We start from the raw sequence: 21,166 nt of genomic DNA, 5'->3' as shown, positions 1-21,166 counted from the left end.
CGCGTCAATCTGGTCATACGCCTTGAAATCACCGAAATACTTCGTGATCGCCGCCGTCAGCGTCGTCTTGCCGTGGTCAACGTGGCCAATCGTGCCAATGTTGATATGCGGCTTGTTGCGTTCAAACTTTGCCTTTGCCATGATGGCCTCCTGTTAGTGGGAAAGGGGGGCGGGTGCCGCCCTGCCCTTACGCGAATTTCTTCTGGATCTCGTCCGAGATGTTCTGCGGCACTGCGTCGTAATGGTCGAACTGCATGGTGAACACCGCGCGGCCCGATGACATTGAACGCAAGGTGTTGATGTAGCCGAACATGTTGGCAAGCGGCACCATGCAGTTGATCACGTTGGCGTTGCCGCGGCTGTCCTGGCCCTGCACCATGCCCCGGCGCGAGGTCAGATCGCCAATGATGGAACCGGTGTATTCCTCCGGCGTCACCACTTCGACCTTCATGATCGGCTCCAGCAGCTTCGCGCCGGCCTTCTTGAGGCCTTCGCGCATCGCTGCCCGGGCGGCGATTTCAAACGCCAGCACCGAGCTGTCGACATCATGGTAGGCACCGTCGATCAGCGCCACCTTGAAGTCGATCACCGGAAAGCCCGCGAGCGGACCCGAATCCATCACCGACTTGATGCCTTTTTCGACACCGGGGATGTATTCCTTGGGAACAGAGCCGCCGACAACCTTGCTTTCGAACGAATAGCCCACGCCGGGTTCGGTCGGAGTGATCACGAGTTTCACGCGCGCGAACTGGCCGGTGCCACCGGTCTGTTTCTTGTGCGTGTAGTCGATCTCGTGTTCGCGCGAGATGGTTTCGCGGTAGGCCACCTGCGGTGCGCCGATATTGGCCTCGACCTTGAATTCGCGGCGCATCCGGTCAACGAGAATGTCGAGATGCAGCTCGCCCATGCCCTTCATGATGGTCTGACCGCTTTCGATGTCGGTCTCCACCCGGAATGACGGGTCTTCGGCAGCCAGACGGGCAAGCGCGACGCCCATCTTTTCCTGATCGGCCTTGGTCTTCGGCTCAACCGCGATCTCGATCACCGGCTGCGGGAAGGTCATGGTTTCCAGAACCACCGGCTTGGCTGCATCGCAAAGCGTGTCGCCTGTGGTGGTTTCCTTCAGACCGGCAAGCGCCATGATATCGCCGGCAAATGCCTCGGCGATTTCTTCCTGCTTGTTGGCATGCATCATCACCATGCGGCCGACGCGTTCCTTGCGGCCCTTGGTCGAATTCAGGATCTGGTCACCCTTCTTCACCTGGCCCGAATAGACCCGGGTAAAGGTAAGCGTGCCCATGAACGGGTCGTTCATGATCTTGAATGCCAAGCCCGAAAACGGCTGCGCATCATCGGCAGAGCGCGCGATACTGCGGGTTTCGGTCTCGTCACCGGGGGTGAAGCCCATGTAGGCGGGCACATCCAGCGGATCTGGCAGAAAGTCGATGACCGCGTTGAGCATCGGCTGCACGCCCTTGTTCTTGAACGCCGAGCCCGCAAGGATCGGCACGAAGTCGATGGCCAGCGTGCCCTTGCGGATCAGCTTGCGCAGCGCGGCTTCGTCGGGCTCGGTGCCCTCAAGATAGGCTTCCATCGCGGCGTCGTCTTGCTCGACCGCGATTTCCAGCATGTTGTAGCGCCACTTGTCCGCTTCGGCCTTCAGGCTTTCACGGATCGGGCGGCGCGACCAGGATGCGCCCAGGTCTTCGCCCTCATAGACCCATTCCTGCATGGTGATCAGGTCGATGATGCCTTCGAGCTTGTCTTCGGCGCCGATCGGAATCTGGATCGGCAGCGGCACGCCGCCGGTGCGTTCGCGGATCATGCGCACGCATTTGAAGAAATCGGCGCCGGTCTTGTCCATCTTGTTGACGAACACGATCCGCGGAACCTTGTAGCGATCGGCCTGGCGCCAGACGGTTTCGGTCTGCGGCTCGACGCCCGCGTTCCCGTCCAGGAGCACGACCGCACCATCCAGCACCGCCAGCGAGCGCTCGACTTCGATGGTGAAGTCGACGTGGCCGGGGGTGTCGATGATGTTGAAACGGTACTTGTCGTTCTTGGCCAGATCGTCCGAATCGATGATGCGCTGCCAGAACGTCGTGGTCGCGGCAGAGGTGATCGTGATGCCGCGCTCTTGTTCCTGCTCCATCCAGTCCATCGTCGCAGCGCCATCATGCACTTCGCCGATCTTGTGGGATTTGCCCGTGTAATACAGGATGCGTTCGGTCGTGGTCGTCTTGCCCGCATCGATATGGGCAATGATCCCAAAGTTGCGATAACGGTTCAGCGAGTATTCGCGCGCCATGATGCCACCTTACCAGCGGTAATGGCTGAACGCTTTGTTCGCGTCGGCCATCTTGTGGGTGTCTTCGCGCTTTTTCACCGCCGACCCGCGCGAGTTCGCCGCGTCCAGAAGCTCGCCCGCAAGGCGTTCTTCCATGGTGTTCTCGTTGCGGTTCTTGGCGGCAGTGATAAGCCAGCGGATCGCCAGCGCCTCGCGGCGCGACGGGCGCACTTCGACCGGCACCTGATAGGTGGCACCGCCGACCCGGCGCGAGCGCACTTCGATCGTCGGTTTCACATTGTCGAGGGCTTCGTGGAACACATCCACAGGGGCGCGCTTGAGCTTGCCTTCGACGCGCTCGAGCGCCGAATAGACGATCCGTTCGGCAACCGATTTCTTGCCGTCGATCATCAGGTTGTTCATGAATTTCGTGACCACCCGGTCGCCATATTTGGCATCGGGCAGAACTTCGCGCTTTTCAGCGGCGTGACGACGCGACATCTGATGATCTCCTTACTTCGGACGCTTCGCGCCGTATTTCGAACGACGCTGACGGCGTTCCTTGACGCCTTGCGTATCGAGCACACCACGCAGGATGTGGTAGCGAACGCCCGGAAGGTCTTTGATCCGGCCACCACGGATCAGGACCACCGAGTGTTCCTGAAGGTTGTGCTTTTCGCCCGGAATGTAGCAGATTACCTCGAAGCTGTTGGTCAAACGGACCTTGGCAACTTTCCGCATCGCGGAGTTCGGTTTTTTCGGCGTCGTTGTGTAGACGCGCGTGCAGACGCCGCGTTTTTGCGGGCAGGCCTGGAGGTGCTGCGATTTCGATCGCTGCACGATGGGCTGCCGCGGTTTGCGGATCAGCTGTTGGATAGTCGGCATTCACGTTCCCCGTGTTGCTCTTGTCAATACTCGCACCCACCTCGGGTGCGCCACTTCTCGACGGCATGTTGCGGCTTCGCAAAACGCCAAAACCGCAGGCGTCCCCTGCGCGGGGACGACACGGTGGAATTTCAGAGGATCGGGGCTCGCGCCCGGATCGTGACCACGTCCATACTGATACAAGCAAGGCAGCATGCCGCCGTGCAGGTAGCGCGGGCTATAGGGGGAGTCGCGGGGGTTGTCAACACACTGCGCCCGCGGCGGCGAAAGCTGCGGCTCAACCGCGCGCGCGCCCTTCGCGCAGCGAGAAAAGCCAGTGCAGCACCAGCGCAACCGCCGCCACGATCACCGCCGAAAAGACCGTGTCCGACAAGAAATGCCGCCCCGTCACCACCCGCTGCATCGCCCCCGCCATCGGCAGGAGCAGCGCCAGCGCCAGCCAAAGCCGCGCCGCCCAGCGCGGCACCCGCGGCGCGAAATAGTAAAGCAGGAGCACCGCAGAAACTGCCAGCGCCGCCGCCGAAGAGCCTTCGCCTGACGTGAACGAGCAGTTTGCAGCGCATTGATCGGAAATGACCCCGGCGGGCGTAAACTCTGCGGCACCACCGAATTCGGTGATATCCGAGGGCCGCGCGCGCCCCCAACGCGCCTTCAGGATCAGGTTCACGATGATCCCCGGCCCAAGCACATAAAGCACAACGATAAACCCCCAGACGCGCACCGGAACGCCGACAGTCGGATGCCGCAGCAACAACCCACCCGCAAGCCCCGCGACGGAGGTCAGCAGCATGGCAATGGTCAAATCCATGAGAACGCGGCGTAAAAGTGTTGCCGCCGGAACCTGTTGCAGCCAGAAACCCCCGCGCTCAGCATCATAAAAGAGTGCCGAAAACCAGAGGTCGATCTGCGGCACACCGACAAACGTCGCGACAGCCAGCGCAAAGACGGCGAACAGCACCAGCGCGCAACGAGCCCTGTCAATTCGCGGCAGCGCATCCTTGCCGCCCGCATTGTCGTTGCCTGAAAGGGTCGCCATGCTCTCCTCGGTTCAGCGCGCGCCGCGCGCCAGAACGCGCTCGCGGTAAAAGGCATAGACACCGGACCCGATCACCAAAGCGGCACCCATGAGCGTCCAGCTGTCGGGCAGGTCTTTGAAAACCACGAAACCAAGCACCACCGCCCACAAGAGCGACGTATAGCGGAAAGGTGCGACCACCGCGACCTCGCCCACGCGCATCGACATCACCACGGTCAGATAGGCCGCGATCAGCACCAGAGAGGCAAGCACGATGCCGCCCAGTTCGGGAAGGGTTGGCGTTTGCCAGCCGTCGAAAGGTATCATCACCGCACCCAGAACCAGCACCGCGACGCCCGCGTAAAACGAGACCGCCACCGATGAAGCCTCGCGCGAAAAGCGCCGCGTGGCCAGGTCGCGCAGCACCACGCTGAGCACCGAAAGCACACCCAGCACCGACCAAATGCCAAAGCTTGCGCCACCCGGACGGATGATCAGCATGACCCCGGCAAAACCGATCCCGATCGCCAGCATCCGCCGCCAGCCAATGCGCTCGCGAAACAGCACCGCGGCAGCAAGTGTCACCGCGAGCGGCAGCGACTGCATGATTGCCGAAAGATCGGCTAGCTGCATGTGTTGAAGCGCGGTGAGGAAAAATACCGTCGCCAGTATCTCGCCAAGCGTCCGCCATCCCAGAATTCTGGTATCGGCACCCGACAGCCGCAGCCGCAGGCCGCCCTGCGCCACCCCGATCAGCCAAAGTGCCGCCACGGTCAGGACGCCGCGCAGAAAGATCGTTTGGTAAAGCGGCAGGGTCTCGGTGACATATTTCATCGCGGTATCGTTCAGCGTGAAGCCCGCCATCGCGGTCATCATCAGCATCGAGCCTTTGAAATTGTCGGAATGCGGTGCCATGCGCGCCGCGTAGCAGCGCGCGCGACCCTGCGCCAGCGCGATTTTCGCGCTGGACAGCCGCCCGACGCGATGCGAGCGTCGATTGCATGGCGGAGGTTTGCAATGCGGTATCTGGTCATTTCGTCGATGCGCAACGAAGGCGCGTTCATCGTCGAATGGGTGGCCTGGTATCGCGCCTTGGGCTTCAGCGATATTCTCATTGTCACAAACGGTTGCACCGACCATTCGCCCGAACTGCTCGACCTGCTCGCCGCCAAAGGCTGGGTCACGCATCTGCGCAAAGAGGCCGCTCCGGGCGTGCCGCCGCTGCGCGCCAAGCTGCGCGCGGCGCGGCGACACCCGCTGGTGGCTGCTGCCGACTGGATCCTCGTGTGTGATGTGGACGAGTTTCTGGTGGTGCACAAAGGGGCCGGACAAATCGCCGATCTGTTGCCAGAGGTCGATCCCGGATATCTTGGCATGGCAATCAACTGGCGGGTTTTCGGAAGCAGCGGCCAGCAACACTGGCAACCCGGCCTGACGCATCGACAATTCACCCGCGCCGCGATGCGCTCGGATATGTCATCGCGCTGGATAAAGTCGATCTTTCGCCGTCCGGAGCTTTTTGCGCGCTTTGGCGCGCATGGGCCCGATGGTGCCGATCTGGCCGCTATTCCCGGTGGCGGCGCGGAAATGTGGGTCGACAGTTCAGGCGCGCCGCTGCCGCGGTGGCAGCCCGATGGCCCCTATATGCGCACGGTGCCGCGTCAGCACGTCACTTGGCGCGCCGCCCAGATCAACCACTACATGGTCCGGTCGCTCGAAAGCTTCGAATTGAAGCGCGGCATGCCCAGCGCCGCCGCAGCCAAGGACCGCTACACCGACGCCTATCTGGAGGCCTACGACCGGAACGAGGTCGAGGACCTGTGCGCATTGCGGCGCCGCTGGCGCTTTGACAGGGAATATGCCGCCGCCATGGCTTTGCCGGGTCTGGCGCGGCTTCATCATCTCTGTTGCGCAGATCACGTCGCGGCACTGGCCGACAAGATCGGGTTTTCTGCCGAGGCCGATGCGCGTTACCGCGCTGCTCTGGCGGCCGCCGCACCTGCGTCTGGCTGAGCCGGGAAAAGCCGCGGCCCCGCCGCTTGGGCGGGGCCGCGGTCGTGTTCTTGCCGACCTTGGATCAGCGCTTCGGCTCAGTCGCGGCTTTCGGGCGTTTCCACCAGACCAAGATCGACCTCCTCGCCAACCGCATCGTCAAAGGGCGCAACAAGTGCTGCGGCAGCTTCGGCCTCGGCGCGGCGCGCCTCGATCACCAGTTGGTCGCGATCGGCGGCGATCTTGCGCACGCGCGTTGTTGCCCCGCCGGTGCCCGCCGGGATCAGACGGCCCACGATGACGTTTTCCTTCAGGCCCACCAGTTTGTCGCGCTTGCCCTGCACCGAAGCCTCGGTCAGCACCCGCGTGGTTTCCTGGAACGATGCCGCCGAGATGAACGACCGCGTTTGCAGGCTGGCTTTGGTGATGCCCAGAAGCACCGGCTCGCCGGTTGCCGGGCGGCCGCCACGGGCAATGACCTTGGCGTTTTCTTCCTCGAACTCCGCCTTGTCCACGTTTTCGCCCTTGAGCAGGGTCGACTCGCCCGAATCGAGGATTTCGATCTTTTGCAGCATCTGCCGCACGATCACCTCGATGTGCTTGTCGTTGATCTTCACGCCTTGCAGGCGGTAAACATCCTGCACCTCGTCGATCAGGTAGTCGGCCAGGGCCTCGATACCCATGATGCGCAGAATGTCGTGCGGTGCCGGGTTGCCGTCCATGATGTAGTCGCCCTTTTGCACGAAGTCGCCTTCCTGCACCGGGATGTGCTTGCCTTTCGGCACCATGTATTCAACCGGCTCGGCACCCTCGACGGTGGGCGCAATGGTGATGCGTCGCTTGTTCTTGTAGTCCTTGCCAAAGCGCACATAGCCATCGATCTCGGCGATGATCGCGTGGTCTTTCGGACGCCGCGCCTCAAAGAGTTCCGCCACCCGCGGCAAGCCGCCGGTGATGTCCTTGATCTTGGCACCTTCACGCGGAATCCGCGCCACCACGTCACCTGCCTGCAGCACTTGCCCGTCTTCAATCGACAGGATCGCGTCAACCGACATCGGATAGCTTACCGGGTTGCCCGCGTCGTTGCGCACCGGGTTGCCGGTAGCGGGGTCAACCACGATGATTTCCGGTTTCAGGTCATTGCCGCGTGGCACGTTGCGCCAGTCGGTCACGATCTTCTGCGTCATGCCGGTGGCTTCATCGGTCTCGTCGCGCACCGCGATGCCCGAAACGAGATCGACGAACTTCGCTACCCCCGCCTTTTCGGCGATGATCGGCAGGGTGTAGGGGTCCCATTCGAACAGCTTCGCGCCACGCTTGACCTTGTCGCCTTCCTTGACGAAGACCTTGGAGCCATAGATGACCTTGTGGCTCGCGCGCTCCTCGCCCTGATCGTTCAGAATCGCAATCTGCATGTTGCGGCCCATCACGATCTGCTCGCCGCTGGCATTGAGCAGGAACACCGCGTTGCGGAACTCTACCTTGCCTTCCTGGTTGGTTTCCTGGAACGATTGCTGCCCGCCCTGCGCAACGCCGCCGATGTGGAAGGTCCGCATCGTCAGCTGCGTGCCCGGCTCGCCGATCGACTGCGCGGCGATGATGCCCACCGCCTCGCCGATGTTGACCAGTGTGCCGCGCGCGAGGTCGCGCCCGTAGCAAAGCGCGCAAACGCCCTCATCGGCTTCGCAGGTCAGCGCCGAGCGGATGCGCACATGCTGCACGCCGAGCGTTTCGACCAGATCAGCCTTGCGCTCGTCGATCAGTTCGTTCTTGCGCACCAGCACTTCGTCGGTGCCCGGCACGAACACGTCATCGGCCGCAACCCGGCCCAGCACACGTTCGCCGAGAGGGGTGACCACTTCGCCGTCGTTCACTGCGGCGCTTGCGGTGATGGCCTGGTCGGTGCCGCAATCATGGCTGCGCACGATGCAATCTTGCGCCACATCCACCAGTCGCCGGGTCAGATAGCCTGAGTTTGCGGTCTTCAACGCGGTGTCCGACAGGCCTTTGCGGGCACCGTGGGTCGAGTTGAAGTATTCGAGAACCGTGAGGCCTTCCTTGAAGTTCGAGATGATCGGCGTTTCGATGATCTCGCCATTCGGCTTGGCCATAAGCCCGCGCATGCCGCCCAGCTGCTTCATCTGGGTGACCGAACCACGCGCGCCCGAGTGCGCCATCATGTAAACCGAATTCGGCTCCACTTCCGCGCCATTCGCATCCAGCCGCGAGGCCGAGATGGTGGCCATCATCGCCTCGGTCACCTTGTCGTTGCACTTGGTCCAGGCATCGACAACCTTGTTGTATTTTTCGCCCTGGGTGATGAAGCCATCCATGTATTGCTGTTCGTAACCCGCAACCTGATCGCGGGTTTCATTGACGATGTCCCACTTGGTATCGGGCACAACCATATCGTCCTTGCCGAACGAGATGCCGGCCTTGAACGCCTCACGGAAGCCCATGGTCATGATCTGGTCGCAGAAAATCACCGACTCTTTCTGACCGCAGTAGCGATAGACGCTGTCGATGACCGCCTGCACGTCCTTCTTGCGCAACAGGCGGTTGACCAGATCAAACGGTGCCTTGGCGTTGAGCGGCAAAAGCGCGCCCAGCCGGACCCGACCCGGAGTGGTGTCGAAACGCTTCACCACCTCGTTGCCTTCGGCATCAATCTGCTTCACCCGGCACTTGATCTTGGCGTGCAGGTGCACGACGCCAGCGGTCATCGCATGCTCGACCTCGTCGACCGAGCCAAAGACCATGCCTTCGCCCTTCATGCCCTTGCGTTCCATCGTGGTGTAGTAAAGCCCCAGGATCATGTCCTGCGACGGCACGATGATCGGCGAGCCGTTGGCGGGCGAAAGCACGTTGTTGGTCGACATCATCAGCACGCGCGCTTCAAGCTGGGCTTCCAGCGAAAGCGGAACGTGCACGGCCATCTGGTCGCCGTCAAAGTCGGCGTTGAAGGCCGAGCAGACCAGCGGGTGAAGCTGGATAGCCTTGCCCTCGATCAGGATCGGCTCAAACGCCTGGATACCCAGCCGGTGCAGCGTCGGCGCGCGGTTCAGCAGCACCGGATGCTCGCGGATCACCTCGTCGAGAATGTCCCAAACCTCCGGGCGCTCCTTCTCGACCAGCTTCTTCGCCTGCTTGACGGTGGTCGACAGGCCCTTTGCCTCAAGCCGCGAATAGATGAACGGCTTGAAGAGTTCGAGCGCCATCTTCTTCGGCAGCCCGCATTGGTGCAGCTTCAGCTCCGGCCCGGTCACGATCACCGAACGGCCAGAGAAATCGACCCGCTTGCCCAGAAGGTTCTGCCGGAACCGGCCCTGCTTGCCCTTGAGCATGTCGGAAAGCGATTTCAGCGGGCGCTTGTTGGTGCCGGTGATGACCCGGCCACGGCGGCCGTTGTCAAAGAGCGCATCGACCGATTCCTGCAGCATCCGCTTTTCGTTGCGCACGATGATGTCGGGCGCGCGCAGCTCGATCAGCCGCTTCAGGCGGTTGTTGCGGTTGATGACGCGGCGATAGAGGTCGTTCAGGTCCGAGGTGGCGAAGCGGCCACCATCGAGCGGCACCAGCGGGCGCAGTTCCGGCGGAATCACCGGAATGACCGTCAGCACCATCCACTCGGGCCGGTTGCCCGATTCAAGGAAGCTTTCGACAATCTTCAGCCGCTTGATGATCTTTTTCGGCTTCAACTCACCCGTCGCCTCCTTCAACTCCTCACGGAGTTGCTCGGCGGTGGTTTCAAGATCGATCGCCGCCAGCATTTCGCGGATCGCTTCCGCGCCGATATTGGCGGTAAAGGCGTCGGCACCGTACTGGTCTTGCGCGTCGAGGAACTCTTCCTCGGACAGCAGCTGGCCGTAGCTGAGATCGGTCAGACCCGGCTCGATCACCACATAGTTTTCAAAGTAGAGAATCCGCTCCAGATCGCGCAGCGTCATGTCGAGCATCAGGCCGATGCGCGAGGGCAGCGATTTCAGAAACCAGATGTGGGCAACGGGCGAGGCCAGTTCGATATGACCCATCCGCTCGCGGCGGACCTTTTGCAAGGTCACTTCCACGCCGCATTTCTCGCAGACGACGCCCCGATATTTCATCCGCTTGTATTTGCCGCAGAGGCATTCGTAATCCTTGATCGGGCCAAAGATACGGGCGCAGAACAGGCCGTCACGCTCCGGCTTGAAGGTCCGGTAGTTGATCGTCTCGGGCTTCTTGATCTCGCCATACGACCACGACAGGATCCGCTCGGGGCTGGCGAGCGAGATCTTGATTTCGTCGAAGCTTTTCGCGGGGGCAACGGTGCCGAACGGGCCGTGGCTGTGGGTCAGTTCCTGGTTCATTTCATTTTCCTCGAATGCAGGCAGGGGAAGGGGCGGTAGGCGGGCTGGTGGCCCGCCGTCACTCGCTTTCCTCCGCGTCCAGGAGTTCCATGTTGAGGCCGAGGCCGCGCACTTCCTTGACCAGAACGTTGAACGATTCCGGCACGCCGGCCTCGAAATTGTCCTCGCCCTTCACGATCGACTCGTAAACCTTGGTGCGGCCTGCCACGTCGTCCGATTTCACCGTCAGCATTTCCTGCAAGGTGTAGGCGGCACCGTAAGCTTCCAGCGCCCAGACCTCCATCTCGCCCAGACGCTGGCCACCGAATTGCGCCTTGCCGCCCAGCGGTTGCTGGGTCACGAGGCTGTAGGGGCCGGTCGAGCGTGCGTGCATCTTGTCATCGACAAGGTGGTGCAGTTTCAGGAAGTACTTGATACCGACGGTGACCGGGCGCGCAAACTGCTCGCCCGAACGTCCATCGAACACCACCGACTGGCCCGAGGTATCGAACCCGGCGCGCACCAGCGCGTCGTTGATGTCTGCCTCCTTGGCACCATCAAAGACCGGAGTGGCAATCGGCACGCCGGTCCGCACGGTTTCGGCGGATTCGATGAAGCGCTCGGCATCAAGGCCTGCAAACGCCTCCTCGTAGGTCTCGTCGCCGTAGCCATGCCGCATCGCCTCGCGCACCGGGGTCATGTCGCCCGAGCGGCGGAATTCCTTCAGCGCCTCGTCGATGCGGATACCCAAGCCACGCGACGCCCAGCCCATGTGCGTTTCCAGAATCTGGCCAACGTTCATCCGGCTCGGCACGCCAAGCGGGTTCAGCACCAGATCAACCGGGGTGCCATCGGCAAGGAAAGGCATGTCTTCCATCGGCACGACCTTGGAGACGACACCCTTGTTGCCGTGGCGACCGGCCATCTTGTCACCGGCCTGAAGCTTGCGCTTCACCGCCACGAACACCTTGACCATCTTCATCACGCCGGGGGGCAGATCATCGCCTTGGCGGACCTTTTCGACCTTGTCCTCAAAACGCAGTTCCAGCGCGCGTTTCTGGGCGTCGAACTGGTCGTTGAGCGCCTCGACCTCTTTGGCGTCGTTCTCGGCCTCAAGCGCCAACTGCCACCACTGGCCGCGCGACAGCGTTGCCAGCAATTCATCGTTGATCTCGGACCCGGCCTTGACGCCTTTCGGCCCCTTTACCGCAACCTTGCCGAAAATGAGCGACTTCAGGCGCGCGTAGATGTTGCGCTCGAGAATCGTCTGCTCGTCGTCGCGGTCACGCGCCAGACGCTCGACTTCCTCGCGCTCGATCTGCATGGCGCGTTCGTCCTTGTCAACGCCATGGCGGTTGAACACCCGGACCTCGACAATGGTGCCATAGGCACCCGGCGGCAGGCGCAGCGACGTGTCGCGCACATCGGAGGCCTTTTCGCCGAAGATCGCGCGCAGAAGCTTTTCCTCGGGCGTCATCGGGCTTTCGCCCTTGGGGGTGATCTTGCCCACCAGAATGTCGCCCGGCCCCACTTCGGCTCCGATATAGACGATGCCCGCCTCATCGAGGTTGCGCAGCGCCTCTTCACCGACGTTCGGAATGTCGCGGGTAATCTCTTCCGGCCCCAGCTTCGTGTCGCGCGCTGCCACTTCGTATTCGTCGATATGGATCGAGGTGAACACGTCGTCGCGCAGGATGCGCTCGGAAATCAGGATACTGTCTTCGTAGTTGTAGCCGTTCCACGGCATGAACGCGACGACCACGTTGCGGCCAATGGCCAATTCGCCCTGGTCGGTCGAAGGTCCATCGGCAATGACCTCGCCCTTCTTCACCAGATCGCCCACCTTCACCAGCGGGCGCTGGTTAATGCAGCTTGACTGGTTCGAGCGTTTGAACTTGCGCAGGCGGTAGATGTCCACCCCCGCGTCGCCCATGCCGAGGTCTTCGGAAGCGCGCACCACGATGCGCGTCGCATCCACCTGGTCGATGATGCCGGTCCGGCGCGCCATGATCGAGGCACCGCTATCGCGTGCCACCACGGCTTCCATGCCGGTGCCAACGAATGGTGCCTCGTTTTGCAGCAAAGGCACCGCCTGACGCTGCATGTTCGAACCCATGAGCGCGCGGTTCGCGTCGTCGTTTTCAAGGAACGGGATCAGCGCGGCGGCGATCGAGACAAGCTGCTTCGGCGAAACGTCGATCAGGTCAACGGCCTCTTTCGGGTTCAGCATGAACTCGCCCGATTGCCGGGTGGATACCAGATCATTGATGAACCGGCCTTCGGCATCAAGGTGGGCGTTGGCCTGCGCGACGGTGTGGCGCATTTCCTCGGTGGCCGACATGTAGATGACCTCGTCGGTCACCTTGCCATCAATCACCTTGCGGTAGGGGGTCTCGATGAAGCCGTATTTGTTCACCCGCGCAAAGGTGGCGAGCGAGTTGATCAGGCCGATGTTCTGGCCTTCGGGGGTCTCGATCGGGCACATCCGGCCATAATGGGTCGGGTGCACGTCGCGCACTTCGAAACCGGCGCGCTCGCGGGTCAGACCGCCCGGCCCGAGGGCCGAGAGGCGGCGCTTGTGGGTCACCTCCGAAAGCGGGTTGGTCTGGTCCATGAACTGCGAAAGCTGCGACGAGCCGAAGAACTCGCGCACCGCCGCCGCCGCAGGCTTGGCATTGATCAGGTCTTGCGGCATCACCGTGTCGATCTCGACCGAAGACATCCGCTCCTTGATCGCGCGCTCCATGCGCAAAAGGCCGATGCGATACTGGTTTTCCATCAGCTCGCCGACCGAGCGCACCCGGCGGTTGCCAAGGTGATCGATGTCGTCGATCTCGCCCTTGCCGTCGCGCAATTCCACCAGCCCCTTGATACAGGCGATGATGTCTTCGCGGCGCAGCGTGCGCTGCGTATCGGGCGCGTCGAGGTCGAGGCGCATGTTCATCTTCACCCGGCCAACAGCCGAAAGATCGTAGCGCTCGCTATCGAAGAACATGGTGTCGAAAAGCTGGCTTGCCGCTTCCACGGTCGGCGGCTCGCCCGGGCGCATGACGCGGTAGATATCCATGAGCGCCTGATCGCGGTTCATGTTCTTGTCGGCGGCCATGGTGTTGCGGATGTAGGGGCCGACGTTGATGTTGTCGATGTCGAGCACCGGAATCTCGGTGATGCCATTATCCATCAGCACCTTGAGCGAGCCGCCCGATACTTCGCCGTCGCGGCTGTGCTCAAGCGTCAGCTCGTCGCCTGCTTCGACATAGATGAAGCCGGTGTCTTCGTTGATGATGTCCTTGGCCACAAAACGGCCCAGGATGTGCTCGTAGGGCACCAGAAGCTCGGTGATCTTGCCTTCCTTGGCCCAGAGGTTGGCCATTTTCGGCGTAACCTTTTCGTTCGCCTTCAGAATGACTTCGCCGCTCGCCGCATCGATCAGGTCAAAGGTGGGGCGGGTGCCCGACAGGCGCTTGGGAAAGAACGGCGTGACCCAGCCCTTTTTCTTCGCCTTCTTGTAGGGGATGGTCTGGTAGTAGGCATCCATGATGCTTTCCTGATTCAGCCCGATCGCATAAAGCAGCGTCGTCACCGGCAGTTTGCGGCGGCGGTCGATGCGCGCGAAGACAAGGTCCTTGGCGTCGAATTCAAAGTCGAGCCAGCTGCCGCGGTAGGGAATGATCCGGCAGGCGAACAGCAATTTGCCCGAAGAATGGGTCTTGCCGCGGTCGTGATCGAAGAACACGCCGGGCGAACGGTGCATCTGGCTTACGATGACCCGCTCGGTACCGTTCACGATGAAGGTGCCGTTCACGGTCATCAGCGGCATGTCGCCCATGAACACGTCCTGCTCCTTGATGTCCTTGACCGACCGTGCCCCGGTGGTCTCATCGACATCAAACACGATCAGGCGCAGCGTCACCTTGAGCGGTGCGCTGTAGGTCATGTCGCGGCTCTGACATTCGTCAACATCGTATTTCGGCTTTTCAAGCTCGTATTTCACGAACTCCAGAATTGCGTTTTCGTTGAAGTCCTTGATCGGAAAAACCGACTGGAACACGCCCTGAATCCCCTCGCCGTCAAGCGGCTTGGGGCTGTCGCCCGAGCGCAGGAACAGGTCGTAGGACGATTTTTGAACCTCAATAAGGTTCGGCATTTCAAGGACTTCGCGGATTTTGCCATAGGAACGGCGAATACGCTTCTGACCAACGTACGCTTGAGCCATGCTCTTGGTGACCTTTCGTCTCTTCGCAGGCGCGCATACCGTCGGGGCCCGGTATGCGGCGCGTGGCGATTAGGGGCCGGTTCCATTCATGCCCCCCATCCCACTGGAAGGCTCCCGAACCGTGAACGCCGCCTTGGGCAAGCCCGGTTGACCCGGGCCTCTCCAAGACAGGTTCGGCCGGGCCCGGAAATGTCCCGGGCCCAGCCAATTCACGCGCTGCCGCAGATGCGGCGGCGGATTACTTCAACTCGACCTTGGCACCAGCCTCTTCGAGTTTTTTCTTCAGGCCTTCGGCGTCGGCCTTCGACACGGCTTCTTTCACCTTGCCACCAGCTTCCACGAGGTCTTTCGCTTCCTTCAGACCCAGACCGGTGATCGCGCGAACTTCCTTGATCACGTTGATCTTGTTCGGGCCGGCATCGGTCAGCACGACATCGAACTCGGTCTTTTCTTCCACGGCTTCGACGGCGGCGGCAGGGCCGGCCATCATCACGGCACCGCCAGCGGCGGGCTCGATGCCGTATTTGTCCTTCAGGATCGTTTTCAGTTCCTGCGCCTGAAGCAGGGTCAGACCCACGATCTCTTCGGCGAGTTTGTTCAGATCAGCCATTTTCTCATCCATTCTCAGGTTGTTTTCCAACGAAGGGCATCAGCCGCAACGAAGGCAAGGGTTGCATCAGGCGGCAAGCCGCTCCTCAATTGTCTTGAGGATGCCCGCGATGTTGGAAGCAGGCGCGCCAATGGCACTGGCGATGTTCGAGGCCGGGGCACCAATGCACGAAACGATCTGAGCGATAAGCTCTTCACGCGACGGCATCTGTGCCACGGCTTTCACACCAGCCGGGTCCAGCGCCGCGCTGCCCATTGCCCCGCCAAGGATCTGGAACTTGTCGTTCCCCTTGGCATAGGCATCCGTGACCTTCGCCGCAGCGACGGGGTCTTCGGAATAGGCCAGCACGGTCATGCCCGTGAGATATGTGCCGATGCTTGCGCAGGGCAGACCCTCCAGGGCGATCTTGGCGAGCTTGTTCTTGGCAACGCGAACCGACCCGCCGACAGCGCGCATTTGCGCCCGCAGGGTCTGCATCTGTGCAACCGTCATGCCTTCGTAGCGGGCAACCACCACGACGCCAGAGCTTGCGAAGATCTGGCCGAGTTCCTCGACCACTTTCTCTTTTTGGGCTCTATCCACGGTTCACTCCAAGGTTGGGGGTTTCCCCCCTGCTCTCATTTGCCCCCGGCAGGGTGCCGGAAGCGTTCGGGTCCGTATTACGGGTCCCGAGGCCAGATCGCCCGGGCCAGGCCCGGAAATGGTCTCGTTTCCCATCTCGGGAAGGAAATTAAGGCCCGCGGGCCACCCTCCGTCTCGGACAGGACGGGGCACTTGCGCCCCGCCAGTAACCGGGCTCGCGCCCGGATTTCGTTTCGCGTCAGTGCGCCGCAGCTGATGCCACGTCAAGGCTGACGCCCGGACCCATTGTCGAAGACAGCGAGACCTTCTTGACATAGGTGCCCTTGGCACCCGCGGGGCGAGCCTTGGTCACCGCTTCTACGAAGGCGCGCACGTTTTGCGCCAGCGCTTCTTCGGTGAACGAAACCTTGCCAATGCCGCCGTGGATCACCCCGGCTTTTTCGACCTTGAACTGCACTTCGCCGCCCTTCGCCGCCGCGATGGCCGTTTTCACGTCCATCGTCACGGTGCCCACCTTCGGGTTCGGCATCAGGTTGCGCGGCCCCAGAATCTTGCCGAGGCGACCGACCAGCGGCATCATGTCGGGCGTCGCAATGCAACGGTCGAATTCGATCTTGCCGGACTGGATGGTGGCGGCCAATTCTTCGGCACCAACAATATCGGCCCCGGCGGCGGTCGCTTCATCGGCTTTTGCACCGCGCGCGAACACTGCCACGCGCACCACCTTGCCGGTGCCATTGGGCAGTTGCACGACGCCTCGGACCATCTGGTCGGCGTGGCGCGGGTCAACCCCGAGGTTCATCGCAATTTCCAGCGTCTCGTCGAACTTCGCCGAGGCGGCGGTCTTGATCAGCTTGACGGCATCTTCGACCGTGAGGTTCGTCTTGCCGGTGAATTGGGCACGCGCAGCGGCGGTGCGTTTTGCTACCTTGGCCATGATTACCCCTTCACCTCGATGCCGATCGACTTCGCCGACCCGAGGATGATCTGCATGGCAGCCTCGATGTCATTGGCCGAGAGGTCTTTCATCTTGGCTTCGGCGATCTGGCGGATCTGCGCCACGGTGACCGAACCGGCAACCTCATGACCCGGCTTGACCGAGCCCTTCGGGCGGTTGCGCTTGCCTACCGGCTTGATCCCCGCGGCCTTCTTGAGCAGGAACGACGCCGGCGGCGTCTTCATCTCGAAGGTGAAGGATTTGTCGGCGTAATAGGTGATGATCGTGGGCACCGGCGAACCGGGTTCCATCTCTTGGGTCTTGGCGTTGAATTCCTTGCAGAACGCCATGATGTTGATGCCGCGCTGACCGAGCGCTGGCCCGATCGGCGGCGACGGGTTGGCTTGCCCCGCCTTGACTTGCAGCTTCAGGCTGCCAATGATCTTCTTGGCCATCCGGCCTCTCCTTTGTCACCTGCGCCCGGGGTGGGCGCATTGGTTTAGTGGTCCGGTCCGGGGCATTGCCCCTCGCCTCCCACGCATGCACGTCAGGCGGTTTTCGACACCTGCGTGAATTCCAGTTCGACCGGCGTCGGACGGCCGAAGATAGACACCGTCACCTTCAGGCGGCCCGAGGGTTCATCAACCTCTTCGACCATGCCCGAAAAGCCCTCGAAAGGCCCGTCGGTAACAGAAACGTTTTCGCCGATCTCGAAGCGGATCAGATTGCGCGGCGTCGCCTCGGGGCCGTCGCCGGTGCGGTTCAGAATGCCGTTCACCTCGGCATCGCGCATCGGCATCGGTTTGCCCTGCGGGCCAAGAAAGCCCGTCACCCGGTTGATCGAGTTGACAAGGTGATAGCCGCGGTCGCTCATTTCCATATGCACCAGCACATAGCCGGGCATGAAGCGACGTTCCGAAGTGACCTTTTTCCCGCGCCGGATCTCGATAACTTCTTCGGTCGGAACCAGAACTTCATCGATCTGGTCTTCCAGGCCCTTTTCGGCAACGGCCGTCTTGATCTGCTCGGCCACTTTCTTCTCGAAATTCGAGAGAACGCTCACCGAATACCACCGCTTCGCCATGCCCGACCCGACCCTTGCCTGAGCGGCTTGCGCCGCCTATTACCCTTTTTTGTCAGCAGGTTGCCCTGCCAAACCCAGAACAAAAAACAGCGCGCATGCCGAATCGATGCGCGCCGGTTCCGGGAATCTTTGACCGCCTTACAGCGCAGTTCGCGTGAATTCAAGGCCATACCGCCCCGCAGGGTCGGCAAATTGCACAGCCAGCCTCAGCCAGCCACGCCCAGAACCGCCGCAAGCCCGAGGCGTATCACCAGATCGACGAGCGAAAAGAACACCGCCGTCAGTGCCGCCATGATGAACACCATGACCGTGGTCAACAGCACTTCGCGCCGCGTCGGCCACGAAACCTTGCCCACCTCCGAGCGCACCTGTTGCATGAACTGAAGAGGGTTTGCCATGATCCGTCCTTGTCTTCGCGTCCCGAGACGGCCTCGCGCCGCTTCGGCGCTCACATACGCGCTGGCGCGGCAGGTTTCAAGCGCGCTGCTTGACCGGCGCTGCGTGGCATCCGGGGGGCTGCGCCCGTGTTTGCGCGGCAAGGCGCGCAAAGGGGTCCTTGTCGGCGCGGTTGCCGCCGACCAATGCGCGCAGACCCATGCCGATCTTAAAGCGCAGATGCAGGCTTGCGGCGAGCATTGCCAGGCCAACGGCCAACTTCGCCCAGGTAGCGACCGATGTGCCGGTGATCCGCTCACCAACAGCACCGTTTTGCAGCAAGACAGCCCCGGCGACGATCAGGATGAGCACCGCAAGAACCCAGCGCGCGGCGCTGCCAGCGATCAGACAAAACCCGCGTATCCTTTCGCCCAGCTCGGAAGTCGCGGGCTCGATTTGCGGAAGCGTGTCTTTGCGCGGGTGCTCGGCGCGCTTGGGTTGCGACTGCGGGCGCGCAAACTGCGGCGGCAGAGGCTGCGGATGCTCTGGCGCGGGGCTTTTCCGGTCGTTGTGCCTGTCCGCTGCCCTGCCCGTTTGCCACATCATCGCTCTCCGCCTGAGTGGATCCATATGGCGACCCAATTCGGGCTCAAATCGGGCAGGCGCGCGGCGCTGGCGCGGATTAACGGCGGCGGAAGTGGGTCGAAAGGGAATGGCAGGGGCAGCAGGGATCGAACCCGCGACCTACGGTTTTGGAGACCGTCGCTCTACCAGCTGAGCTATACCCCTATGCCTGCCGAGCGAGTTACGGCAGAGCCAGCACGAGGTCAAGAGACTTCGGCAGCGGCCTCGATCAGCCGTTCGAGCAGCGCAAACCAGGGGCACCCGTGCTGATCCAAACCGTCGAACAGCGCGGCGATCTGCTGATTGTGCCCCGCGATCCCGGTTTCGATCAGCACCAGATCGGCCCGCCGTTCCGCCGCCATCTGCGCACCGATTGCAGCGTCAGCGGGCGGCACGATCCGATCCCGGCTCGCCACCAGCAGCCGCGCCGGGGGGCCGCCCGCGCGCAGCGCCCAAGGATGCACAAGCGCCGCAGCCAAAGCCAGCACCGCCTGCGGGCGCGCAATCCGTGCGGCCCATTGCTGCGGTGGATAGGCGAGCGACAGCGCAAGAATTCCGCCTGCCGAGTGGCCTGCCACAATCACCGGCCGCCCTGCCGTGGCGGCATGTGCCGCGCCACCCGCCAGTGCCGCCACCAACGCCGAGGCATCCAGAAGCGCCGCGGCAAAGGCGGGTCCGTGCAGCCTGCGCGCCATTCGCAACCCTGCCTGCTGCGCCTGCCGCGAAAATTCCCGTTGTTCGGCGCGCATGCCCGCAGGCAGGCTTGCCGCAGAGCCGGAAAGCACATAATCGCCCGATGCCACTGCAACGCCCTGCGGCAGCAGCCTTTCGGCAAGCGCCGCCGCCACCGGCTCCTTTCTCGAGCCCTTCAGGAACCCACCGCCATGCAGCCACAGCAGCGTGGCGCGCGGCGCGGCCTCGGGCAGCCACAGATCAAGTGTGGCGGTCGTCGTTACCGCGATATCTGCAAAAACTGGCACCTCAAGGCCAAGCAAAAGGGCGCGCGGTGACCGCGCGCCCTTCTTTCCGGCCCTGCGTGCGCTTTGGCACGCTGCACATTACTTGATGATCTTCGAGACCACGCCGGCGCCGACGGTGCGGCCGCCTTCGCGGATGGCGAAGCGGAGTTTTTCTTCCATCGCGATCGGCTGGATCAGCTCGACCTCGAACTTCAGGTTGTCGCCCGGCATCACCATTTCGGTGCCTTCAGGCAGGATCACCGTGCCGGTCACGTCGGTGGTGCGGAAGTAGAACTGCGGCCGGTAGTTGGCGAAGAACGGCGTGTGCCGGCCGCCCTCTTCCTTGGTCAGGATATAGGCCTCGGCCTCGAAATGCGTGTGCGGGTTCACCGACTTCGGCTTGCACAGCACCTGGCCGCGCTCGACCCCGTCACGCTCGATGCCGCGCAAGAGCACGCCGACGTTGTCGCCAGCCTCGCCACGGTCCAGAAGCTTGCGGAACATCTCGACGCCGGTGCAGACCGACTTCTTGGTGTCGCGGATGCCGACAATCTCGACCTCGTCGCCAACGTTGATCACGCCGCGCTCGATCCGCCCCGTCACCACCGTGCCACGGCCCGAAATCGAGAACACGTCCTCGATCGGCATCAGGAACGGCTGGTCAACCGCGCGGGTCGGCGTCGGAATGTACTCATCGACCGCCTTCATCAGCGCACGCACCGAATCTTCGCCAATGTCCTTGCGCTCGCCGATCATCGCCTGATGCGCCGAACCCTTGATGATCGGAATGTCGTCGCCGGGGTATTCGTACGAGCTCAAGAGCTCGCGGATCTCCATCTCGACAAGCTCGATCAGCTCCTCGTCATCAACAAGGTCGATCTTGTTCATGTAGACGACCATGTAGGGAATGCCCACCTGACGGCCGAGCAGAATGTGCTCGCGGGTCTGCGGCATCGGCCCGTCGGAAGCCGCAACCACCAGAATCGCGCCGTCCATCTGCGCCGCACCGGTGATCATGTTCTTCACATAGTCGGCGTGGCCGGGGCAATCGACGTGCGCGTAGTGCCGCGCTTCCGTCTGGTATTCCACATGCGCCGTCGAAATCGTGATCCCGCGCGCCTTCTCTTCGGGTGCCGCGTCAATCTGGTCATACGCCTTGAAATCACCGAAATACTTCGTGATCGCCGCCGTCAGCGTCGTCTTGCCGTGGTCAACGTGGCCAATCGTGCCAATGTTGATATGCGGCTTGTTGCGTTCAAACTTTGCCTTTGCCAT

Annotated in this window: 18 protein-coding genes and 1 tRNA gene; 1 reads left to right on the top strand and 18 read right to left on the bottom strand. The window is 62.2% G+C overall.

From position 1 onward, the window contains the following. The 6 genes from Q8J98_RS04180 to Q8J98_RS04155 form a co-directional block, all read right to left on the bottom strand. Window positions 1–141 (bottom strand): GTP-binding protein (locus Q8J98_RS04180; protein ID WP_305184940.1); only part of this gene is annotated, 141 nt, incomplete at its 3' end. A gap of 46 nt (window positions 142–187) precedes the next feature. Then, entirely contained in the window at window positions 188–2,308 is a 2,121-nt protein-coding gene (gene fusA / locus Q8J98_RS04175) for an elongation factor G (RefSeq protein ID WP_305293271.1), read from the bottom strand. Window positions 2,309–2,317: 9 nt separating this feature from the next. Further along, window positions 2,318–2,788, bottom strand: a complete 471-nt coding sequence (gene rpsG / locus Q8J98_RS04170) for a 30S ribosomal protein S7 (RefSeq protein ID WP_305185100.1) — start codon at window positions 2,786–2,788, stop codon at window positions 2,318–2,320. Between the two features lie 12 nt (window positions 2,789–2,800). Next, complete coding sequence (rpsL, locus tag Q8J98_RS04165; RefSeq protein WP_305185099.1) at window positions 2,801–3,172, bottom strand: 30S ribosomal protein S12; 372 nt, start codon at window positions 3,170–3,172, stop codon at window positions 2,801–2,803. Window positions 3,173–3,449: 277 nt separating this feature from the next. Beyond that, a complete protein-coding gene (locus Q8J98_RS04160) occupies window positions 3,450–4,208 on the bottom strand; it encodes a phosphatase PAP2 family protein (RefSeq protein ID WP_305293270.1) in 759 nt (252 codons plus the stop codon). A gap of 12 nt (window positions 4,209–4,220) precedes the next feature. After that, the gene (locus Q8J98_RS04155; RefSeq protein WP_305293269.1) at window positions 4,221–5,102 is read right to left on the bottom strand and encodes a DMT family transporter; all 882 of its coding nucleotides are present in this window, start codon (window positions 5,100–5,102) and stop codon (window positions 4,221–4,223) included. A gap of 102 nt (window positions 5,103–5,204) precedes the next feature. Here Q8J98_RS04155 and Q8J98_RS04150 point away from each other — a divergent pair, with 102 nt between their 5' ends. Next, complete coding sequence (locus tag Q8J98_RS04150) at window positions 5,205–6,200, top strand: glycosyltransferase family 2 protein (RefSeq protein ID WP_305293268.1); 996 nt, start codon at window positions 5,205–5,207, stop codon at window positions 6,198–6,200. A 77-nt stretch (window positions 6,201–6,277) separates the two neighbouring features. On the opposite strand, the gene rpoC is transcribed toward Q8J98_RS04150, so the two are convergent. The 12 genes from rpoC to tuf form a co-directional block, all read right to left on the bottom strand. Further along, window positions 6,278–10,525 (bottom strand): DNA-directed RNA polymerase subunit beta', encoded by a 4,248-nt coding sequence (rpoC, locus tag Q8J98_RS04145; RefSeq protein WP_305185095.1) that lies wholly within the window; start codon window positions 10,523–10,525, stop codon window positions 6,278–6,280. 58 nt (window positions 10,526–10,583) lie between these two features. Next, window positions 10,584–14,720 carry a DNA-directed RNA polymerase subunit beta gene (gene rpoB / locus Q8J98_RS04140; protein ID WP_305293267.1) on the bottom strand — a complete coding sequence of 1,379 codons (4,137 nt, stop codon included), beginning with the start codon at window positions 14,718–14,720 and terminating at the stop codon, window positions 10,584–10,586. A gap of 238 nt (window positions 14,721–14,958) precedes the next feature. Beyond that, window positions 14,959–15,330, bottom strand: a complete 372-nt coding sequence (gene rplL, locus Q8J98_RS04135) for a 50S ribosomal protein L7/L12 (protein WP_305185093.1) — start codon at window positions 15,328–15,330, stop codon at window positions 14,959–14,961. Between the two features lie 66 nt (window positions 15,331–15,396). Next, window positions 15,397–15,912 (bottom strand): 50S ribosomal protein L10, encoded by a 516-nt coding sequence (gene rplJ, locus Q8J98_RS04130; RefSeq protein WP_305293266.1) that lies wholly within the window; start codon window positions 15,910–15,912, stop codon window positions 15,397–15,399. 238 nt (window positions 15,913–16,150) lie between these two features. Further along, window positions 16,151–16,849 (bottom strand): 50S ribosomal protein L1, encoded by a 699-nt coding sequence (rplA, locus tag Q8J98_RS04125; RefSeq protein ID WP_305185091.1) that lies wholly within the window; start codon window positions 16,847–16,849, stop codon window positions 16,151–16,153. Window positions 16,850–16,851: 2 nt separating this feature from the next. After that, a complete protein-coding gene (rplK, locus tag Q8J98_RS04120) occupies window positions 16,852–17,304 on the bottom strand; it encodes a 50S ribosomal protein L11 (RefSeq protein ID WP_305293265.1) in 453 nt (150 codons plus the stop codon). Window positions 17,305–17,396: 92 nt separating this feature from the next. Beyond that, entirely contained in the window at window positions 17,397–17,933 is a 537-nt protein-coding gene (gene nusG / locus Q8J98_RS04115) for a transcription termination/antitermination protein NusG (RefSeq protein WP_305185089.1), read from the bottom strand. Between the two features lie 206 nt (window positions 17,934–18,139). Next, complete coding sequence (gene secE, locus Q8J98_RS04110) at window positions 18,140–18,331, bottom strand: preprotein translocase subunit SecE (RefSeq protein ID WP_305185088.1); 192 nt, start codon at window positions 18,329–18,331, stop codon at window positions 18,140–18,142. 76 nt (window positions 18,332–18,407) lie between these two features. Further along, a complete protein-coding gene (locus Q8J98_RS04105) occupies window positions 18,408–18,914 on the bottom strand; it encodes a CopD family protein (protein WP_305293264.1) in 507 nt (168 codons plus the stop codon). 107 nt (window positions 18,915–19,021) lie between these two features. Further along, window positions 19,022–19,097, bottom strand: a tRNA-Trp gene (locus Q8J98_RS04100). A gap of 38 nt (window positions 19,098–19,135) precedes the next feature. Beyond that, window positions 19,136–19,912, bottom strand: a complete 777-nt coding sequence (locus tag Q8J98_RS04095) for an alpha/beta hydrolase fold domain-containing protein (protein ID WP_305293263.1) — start codon at window positions 19,910–19,912, stop codon at window positions 19,136–19,138. 78 nt (window positions 19,913–19,990) lie between these two features. Then, window positions 19,991–21,166: elongation factor Tu (tuf, locus tag Q8J98_RS04090; protein ID WP_305293262.1), on the bottom strand; the 1,176-nt coding region annotated here is incomplete at its 5' end.

Origin of the sequence: Phaeovulum sp. (assembly GCF_030684035.1) — a bacterium.
GTDB lineage: Bacteria > Pseudomonadota > Alphaproteobacteria > Rhodobacterales > Rhodobacteraceae > UBA6213.
The sequence above is the reverse complement of the archived record's forward strand: the minus strand, read 5'-3'. Positions and strand labels throughout refer to the sequence as shown.